Source organism: Frankia sp. CgJB1, assembly GCF_977947065.1.
Map to the genome: position 1 here is coordinate 41082 of NZ_CDWTNB010000010.1, position 8072 is coordinate 49153.

The following is an 8072-nucleotide window of genomic DNA, read 5'->3' on the forward strand; positions in this document are numbered from 1 at the left end:
CGGCCGGATGCTTCGTTGCAACCAGCCGTGAGCCCGACCCGACCTGTCCCCTTGTCCGTGTTGGATCTCGTCCCGATGGGCACCGGCGTCCCCGCCACCGACGCGGTCCGCGGGACGCTCGAACTCGCCCGACATGCCGAAAGGCTCGGATACACCCGATACTGGTTGGCCGAGCATCACGGCATCCCGGGGATCGCAAGCTCGGCGACCTCGATCCTCATCAGCCAGGTTGCCGCGGCCACCACCACCCTCAGGGTGGGGTCCGGTGGGGTGATGCTGCCCAACCATGCGCCACTCGCCATCGCCGAACAGTTCGGCACGTTGGGCACCCTCTTCCCGGGACGGATCGATCTGGGTATCGGCCGTGCTCCCGGCACCGATCCCGCGACCGCCCGGGCTCTGCGCCGCACCAGCGACCTGCCGGCCATCGACGACTTCCCCGCGCAGCTCGCCGAACTGACGACCTTTCTGGCCGGGGGGGATTTCCCCGACTCGCACCCAAGGCACGGCGTCACCGCGTTCCCGCGGGCCGAGGTGCCGCCCATCTGGTTGCTGGGATCGAGTGGCTACAGCGCCCAGGTGGCCGGCATGCTCGGCCTGCCGTTCGCGTTCGCGCACCATTTCAGCTCGGTGAACACAGTGCCGGCGCTGGAGCTCTACCGGAAGTCCTTCCGTCCCTCGCCCGGCCGGGAGCGACCGTACGCGCTCGTCGCCGCCGCGGTATTCTGCGCCGCCGACGACGAGCGCGCGGAGTGGCTGGCCGGACCGCAGCGGCTGGCGATGCTGCGGCTGCGTACCGGCCGCCCCGGGGTGTTCCCCTCGCCCGAGGAGGCCGCAGCCTACCCGTGGACCTCGCGGGAGCGGTCGATCGCGGAGGCCGCCACCGCCTCGCACATCGTCGGCTCCCCAGTGACGGTTCGCGCGGGGATCGACGCACTGCTCGACGAGACGGGCCCCGACGAGGTCATAGTCGTCACCAACGTCACCCGGCTGGCGGACCGGATCCGCTCCTACGAGCTGGTAGCCGAACTCGGCGGACTGACGTCGGCGGGTCCGGCGGCCGCGAGCGGCCGGGGCGCAGTACCCGTTCGGTGATCCGCGCAACCAGTCCGCGCGGCAGCAGTCGGGAGGCATTGGAGGCCAGGTAGTTCAGCCGTCCGTCGATGACATACGCCTGGCCGCGGTCGAGGGTACGGAACGCGGTGGCGATCACCTCGTCCGTGGTCCGCAACCGGCCACCGGCGGACATCCGGGTTCCCAGCACCTCGAAGAACTCGGTGTCGGTCGGTCCGGGGCATAACGCGAGGACGCGGACCCCCCGCCGACGGTACTCGGCCCACAGGCCGATCGAGAACGACAGGGCGAAGGCCTTCGAGGCCCCGTAGACGGCCATATACGGGACGGCCTGGAAACCCGGAGGTGGAGGAGACGTTGATGACCGTGCCGCGGCCCCGGGCCACCATGCCCGGCAGGAACAGGTGCGCGACCCGTTCGACGGCCACCACGTTCAGCATCACCTCACGATGATCCCGGTCGGCGGACAGCTCATGGTAAGGGCCGCGTGTCCCGAACCCGGCGTTGTTGACGAGGATGTCGACCTCCAGGCCCGCTTCGGCGACCGCCTCGGCGAGACGGTCCGGACCACGCTCGTCGGCGAGGTCGACCGCGATGACGTGCGCCTCGGTGCCGTACCGGGCAGCGAGGCGCTCCGCGACCATCCACAGCTTCGGTTCGGACGGCGCCACGAGGACGAGCCGGGCTCCACGGTCCGCGTACGCCTCGGCGAACGCCGCGCCGATGCCCGAGGATGCGCCGGTGATGAGAGCGGTGCTCATCCGAAGATCCGGGTCGGCGGTCATGCTTCTCCTGCTCAGCCGGGGTTCCGCGCGGGCGGGCGCGCCAGGCGCGCCACGGGGCGATGCCAGGAAACGCCATCATCGTCGGATTCCCTCACCCGCTCCGCTCGACTCGCCCGCAAAAAATAACTCCGATGCGCGTCTAATCAACTACACTTTCGCCGCTACCCGGCAGCCGCGGCAGGAGGATCGTGTCCATACGTAGTCGACTGTCCCGACATCCCGGCGTACTCGTCCTCCTCGCCATGAGTGCCGTTCTTGTCGCGACCCTCGGTCACGAACACCGCGGCCACAACGACAGCAGCCCGGACAGGCCAGGGCCCACCAGCGCGGTCAGTCTTCCCGGCCTACCCGCCGCCCATACACCACACGACGCCCATGGACCACTCGCTGACGGGGATCCGCGGCCCGGCCCCTGGCGGCGGGAGTTGGCGGCGGGAATCCGACCCGTCCCGGCGACCCAGCCGGGCAAGCTGCGCTTCGGCCTCGGGCCGGCGCTCGACAGCGCCCTCGCCTCGCCGCTCGCCGGAGACCTGGACTTTCTCACCACCTGGTACAATGGCCCAGGCGACTTGAGCTTCCTACGGAAGTGGCAGGCGGACCTGATTCCCGAAGTCTACCATTCCGGACACGGCATTCATCTCGTCGTCTGGCTCGACGGCACCGGCAGCGTGGGGACCTTCCAGACCTCCCATGGCCCCGCCTGCGGCCGGGAGTACCCGTTGTCCGGCGCCTTTCTCGCCGACGCCCGCGAGCTCGCCTCGATCTTCGCCGGGCCCGCGAACGGCCCGGCGCTCTACGTCACGCTCTTCACCGAGCTGCAGACATATCCGTGCCAGTCCAACGAGTGGGCCGCCACGCCCGAGACCACGAACTACTACCGGGCTCTGCAGGACCGGTACCTGGCGACCCAGGAAATCTTCCATGCCGGGGCGCCCAACGCCCGGGTGTCGCTGGGCTGGGGCGGTTGGCAGAGCCGCTGGGACGATCCGGTGAAGGGCGACGGCCGCTCCCTGATCACACACTTCGCGGACGTGCTGCGGGCGTCGGACTTCCAGAGCTTCCAGGCGATGGGGAACGATTCCAACGCCGCCGACGTGCGGAACATGACGAAGCTGCTGGGACAGTACGGCCCGGTCATGGTGGCGCATTTCAAGTCGGGGTCGCAGGCGGTCTGGGACGCGGACATGCACGCCCTGCTCGCCGGCGACGAGGCGCGCAAGCTCAGCCTGGACGGGCTGTTCGCCTTCAGTTTCATGGACCAGTCCAACATCATCTTCTCGCCCCGGGCGCTGGCCACCGCCCGGGGGGCGGTGCAGAGCCACGGCGTCCGGTCCTCGTTCTAACCGACCGCCTAGAACGATCAGTTAGTAAGCGGGCGGAGAGGGTAGTCGGTAGGACTACGAGGCAGCCGTGGCCCGCGCCCGCCGCACGCGATGATCACGCAATGAGGAGGAGGAGGAGGAGGAGGCCGCGCGGATGCGTCTGCCCGCAGCCCGGACCGTCCTGCGCGTGCCGAGCGCCCTCCTGGGGGCGGTGGTCCAGCCGGTTCTCGCCCATACGGTTCTCGCCCATGCCCGGACCGGGTGGAGTCCGGCTTCGAAGCCCGGTTCCCCCGCACTCGGGCCCCCCGCGCCCCGCGCCGTCGATCACGACAGCGTCGATCACGAGATCGCCGGCTCCACGGCGGCCGGCGAACCGCGGGAGAAGGCCGGCGCCTACCGCCTCCTCAGTCTCGGGGTCCGTGGGATCTCCGGGCCGGCCGGCGAATCCCGTCGCCGGCAGGTGGAACGAGTACTGGAGAATCAGCCCGGGGTGGCGTGGGCCCGGGTCAACGAGCCGTTGCAATGTGTCCTGATCGGGCTCGCCGAACCGCCCCCCGCCCTTGACGATCTGGTCGCGGCCCTCGGCCGGGTGGAGGGCGTCGCGCTCGAACCGAGGCCGGGAGCGGTACCGAGGTTCGCGGCGCCGATCCGCCGGACGGCCACGGCACTGGCCGCCGACGGGGTCGCGTTCGCGCTGGCGTCAGCGGGCCGGCTCGCCCGGGCGGTGCCGCTGCCCATCGAGATCGCATCGCTGGTCACCCTCGTCGACACTCAACCCCGGCTACGCCGGTGGGTGGAGCAGATGCTCGGCGCGGGCCGGGCTGACGTCGTCCTCAGGCTGGTCAATGCCGGTGCCCTCGCCCTGGCGCAGGGGAATCTCGGTCTCGCGGTCGACGCCGGCTACCGGATGGTCATGCTGGGCGAGGCGCGTGCGCGCCGAGACACCTTCCTGGCGGCTCGGGACGAGCTGCTCGGTCATCCGGACTGGGCCGCGGCCGAGCCGGTGGTGACCGAACGGCCGCGGCCGCTGCCGGACGGTCCCGTGGAGCGCTACGCCGACCTCGCCGGACTCGGCGGGTTCGCGGCCGCCACCGCCGCCACCGGGAATCCGCGCCGTGCCGCGGCGCTGGCCGCCACCTCGCTGCCACGCCCGGCCCGGGTCGGGCGGGAGGGCTTCGCCGCCCAGTTGACCCGCGTCCTGGCGCGTCGCTGCGTCCACGTCATGGATTCGGCGGCCCTGCGGGTGCTCGACCGCGTCGACACCATCGTCATCGACGCCGACGTCCTGCGCAGCGAGGAACGCATCATCGCCGACGTCGTGCCGCTGGCCGGTGCGGACCGCAGCGACGTCGCGGTCCGCGCGCACGCCCTGTTCCGTCCGGCCGGTATCAGCACCGTCGCCACCGCGGAGGGCTGGGCCCTCGGGCCGGTGGAACAGCTCGGCCTGCGCGGCCGGACCGGTGTCCGGGAGCGCCGCGAACTGGCCCGGTCCGGGGCGGACACGGTGCTCGGTCTGGCTCAGGGCAGCAGGCTGATGGCGATCGTGTCGATCGTACCCGGGCGGGCGGAGGGGAGCCACCACCTGCTGGCCGCCTGCCGCCGTTCCGGGCGGGCGGTGTTCGTCGCCGGTGACCTTCCCGCCGGCGCCGGCGGAACAGCGGAGGACACCAACCTTCCCGGGGTACCCGGGGGGGACCGGCTCGTCGGCGCGATCCGCGGTCTGCAGGCCGAGCGCGGCGGCGTCCTGGTCGTGTCCCGCCGACGGGCCGCGGTCGGCACCGCGGACTGCGGCGTCGGCGTGAACGGCCACGACGGCTCGCCGGTCTGGGGGGCGCACATCCTGGTCGGGAATGACCTGGCCGCCGCCAGCCTCGTGGTCGAGGCGGTCGCCGCGGCCGCCCGGGTGAGCCAGCACGCGGTGCGGCTCGCCCAGGTGGGCTCGGGTGCCGGCGCGTTGGCCATGCTCACCGGGGCCGACTCGCGGCTGGTGTCCCGGGCCATGACAATGGTCACCGCGGCGGTCACCGCCGCCCTCGGCGAGGGGATCTGGGCGGCGCGGGAACTGGGTCGCCGCCCCCCGCCGCTCGCGGTCCCCCGTACCCCGTGGCACATCCTGCCAGCCGAGGACTGCCTGGCTCGGCTGGACAGCCGCCCGGGTGGACTGTCCACCGAGGATGCGGCGCGACGCCGCCAGGACGGCGCGGTGTCGATGCAGGCGACCGCGCCCAGCCTCGTCCGGGCGTTCGCGGCCGAGCTGGCCAACCCGCTCACCCCCGTCCTCCTCGGCGGCGCCGCGCTGTCGGCCGCGACCGGTTCCGTGCTGGACGCCAGTCTGGTGCTCAGCGTCGCGATCGGCTCGGCGTTCGCCGGCGCGGTCCAGCAGCTACGGGCGGACCGGGCGCTCGCCCGACTGTTCGCTGTCTCGGCGGTTCCGGCCCGGTTGCTGCGGGACGGGGAGGAGACCAAGCTGCCGGCGGACAACCTGGTCCCGGGCGACATCATCATGGTCGGGGCCGGGGATGTCGTCCCCGCGGACTGCCGGCTCCTGTCGACGACGGGACTCGACGTCGACGAGTCGTCGCTGACCGGCGAGTCCATGCCGGTCACGAAGTCGCCCGGACCAGTAGCAGCCGCCAACCTGGCGGACCGCTCCTCGATGATCTACGAAGGAACGACCGTCGCCGGCGGGCGGGGCACCGGCGTGGTGGTGGCCACCGGCCCGGCCACCGAGGCGGGGCGCAGCATGGCCGCGACCGCCGGTCCCGCCCGGCTCAGCGGCGTCGAGGCGCGACTGTCCACAATTACCGATCTCACCATTCCGGTGGCGCTCGGCGCCGCCGGGGCACTGTTGGCCTCCGGGTTGATCCGTGGCCTGCCGATCCGGGACACCCTCAGCGCCGGGGTAGCGCTCGCCGTCGCGGCGGTGCCCGAAGGGCTGCCCTTCCTCGCCACCGCCGCCCAACTTTCCGCCGCCCGACGGCTCTCGGCGCGGGGCGCGCTGGTACGCAACCCCCGCACCATCGAGACCCTCGGCCGGGTGGACGTGCTGGGTTTCGACAAGACCGGAACGCTCACCGAGGGCAGGATCCGCCTGCACGCCGTCTCGGACGGCACGCATACCGCTGCGGCGACCGAGTTCGGACCGACGCATCGGCGGGTGCTGGCCGCCGGGCTACGCGCCACGCCGCGCGGCAAAGGAAAGAAGAAGTTGCCGCATCCGACCGACCGCGCGGTGCAGAAGGGAGCGGCCGCGGCTGCGGTGACCCGCGAGTACGGTCTCGCCGTGTGGTCGCCGACGGCCTCGCTTCCCTTCGAGCCGGGCCGCGGCTACCACGCGGCAGTGGGGGATGCCGGCACGACCACGCTGCTGAGCGTCAAGGGGGCGCCCGAGGTGCTGCTGCCACGGTGCGTCCGCCTCCGGACCGCCGACGGCACGGCACCGCTGAACGACTGCCGGCGGGCGAAGCTCATCCAGGAGCACAGCCGGCTCGCGGGCGCGGGCTACCGCGTCCTCGCGGTGGCCGATCGCGACCTGGGTTCCGCGCCCCGACCGGCGGACGAGGGACTCACCGATGACAGCGTGGCCGAGTTGACCTTCCTCGGCTTCCTTGTCCTCTCCGACCCGGTCCGGACCACGGCCGGGGCGTCGCTGGAGGCGCTACGCGCCGCGGGCGTGCAGGTGCTGATGATGACCGGAGACCATCCGGCCACTGCCAGGACGATCGCCACCGAGCTGGGAGTGCTCACCGACAACCAGATCATGCTGACGGGTGCCGAGCTCGAGGCCATGGACAACGAGGCCCTGGACGCGGTCCTGCCCAGGGTGGCCGTGATCGCCCGGGGCACTCCGCTGCACAAGGTGCGGGTCGTGGAGGCCTACCAGCGGCTGGGCAAGACGGTGGCGATGACCGGCGACGGCGCCAACGATGCGCCCGCCATCCGGCTCGCCGACGTCGGCCTCGCGTTGGGCCGGCGCGGCACGCCGGCGGCCCGGGCCGCCGCCGACGTGATCGTGACGGACGACCAGCTGGACACGATCATCGACGTGCTCGTCGAGGGCCGTTCGATGTGGGCCTCGGTCCGCCAGGCCCTGGGCATCTTCGTGGGCGGGAACCTCGGCGAGATCGCGTTCATCCTCCTCGGCGCCATGGCCACCGGGCGATCGCCGCTGTCCGCGCGGCGACTGCTGCTCGTCAATCTGCTCACCGATCTCGCCCCGGCCCTGGCCGTCGCGCTGCGCGAGCCGGATCCGGAGGTGACCGGACAGCTCCTCGGCGAGGGTCCCGAGCGCTCCCTCGGTACCGCCCTGAACCGGGAGATCGCGGTGCGGACGGTCGCCACGACCCTCGCCGCCGCAGGTGCCTGGATCACCGCCCGCCTCACCGGGCGCCGACGGCACGCGAACACGGTCGGCCTCGCCGCGCTCGTCGGCTCGCAACTGGGCCAGACACTGCTCGTCGGCGGCCGCAGCCGGACGGTCCTGCTGAGCATCGTCGCCTCGGCGGTCGTCCTGGCCGCCATCGTGCAGATGCCAGGCGTCAGCCAGTTCTTCGGTTGCACCCCGCTCGGTCCGGTGGGCTGGTCGATCGCGATCGGCGCGTCGCTGGCGGGGACGTTGCTCTCCTTCTTCCTCCAGGCCCCCTCCAGGCCCCAGTCCGCCACCTAGGATTCGGAATGAAATAACTTGTTCACTTCGGGGTCCTCGCGAGCCCGTGACCTGCGAAGACGCATATTGGCTTGCATTAATTACTTCATTACGAATTCCTAGCATTGCCTCTGCCGTCGTGGATAATCCGCCTACGTGGCAACAGCCGTGGCACGCTAGTTGGAAACCCGTCGGCGGCTCCACGAAAATATTCTCAACGCGCCGAGAAGACGTTGGCCGACCTTA

3 protein-coding genes and 1 pseudogene are annotated in these 8072 nt (G+C 71.9%); 3 read left to right on the top strand and 1 reads right to left on the bottom strand.

Features of this window, described 5'->3' with window-relative positions; genetic code table 11:
• Window positions 1-75: 75 nt before the first annotated feature.
• Window positions 76-1095, top strand: coding sequence for an LLM class flavin-dependent oxidoreductase (locus AC08OT_RS02565; RefSeq protein ID WP_476593600.1), 1020 nt, complete (start codon window positions 76-78; stop codon window positions 1093-1095).
• On the opposite strand, the pseudogene AC08OT_RS02570 reads toward AC08OT_RS02565, so the two are convergent.
• A pseudogene (locus tag AC08OT_RS02570) lies at window positions 983-1859 on the bottom strand (SDR family NAD(P)-dependent oxidoreductase). The gene AC08OT_RS02565 and the pseudogene AC08OT_RS02570 sit on opposite strands and share 113 nt — an antisense overlap.
• A 188-nt stretch (window positions 1860-2047) precedes the next feature.
• On the opposite strand from AC08OT_RS02570, the gene AC08OT_RS02575 reads away from it, so the two are divergent.
• Window positions 2048-3202, top strand: a complete 1155-nt coding sequence (locus AC08OT_RS02575; RefSeq protein ID WP_476593599.1) for a hypothetical protein — start codon at window positions 2048-2050, stop codon at window positions 3200-3202.
• A 133-nt stretch (window positions 3203-3335) separates the two neighbouring features.
• Window positions 3336-7847 (top strand): cation-translocating P-type ATPase, encoded by a 4512-nt coding sequence (locus AC08OT_RS02580; RefSeq protein ID WP_476602496.1) that lies wholly within the window; start codon window positions 3336-3338, stop codon window positions 7845-7847.
• Window positions 7848-8072: the final 225 nt, after the last annotated feature.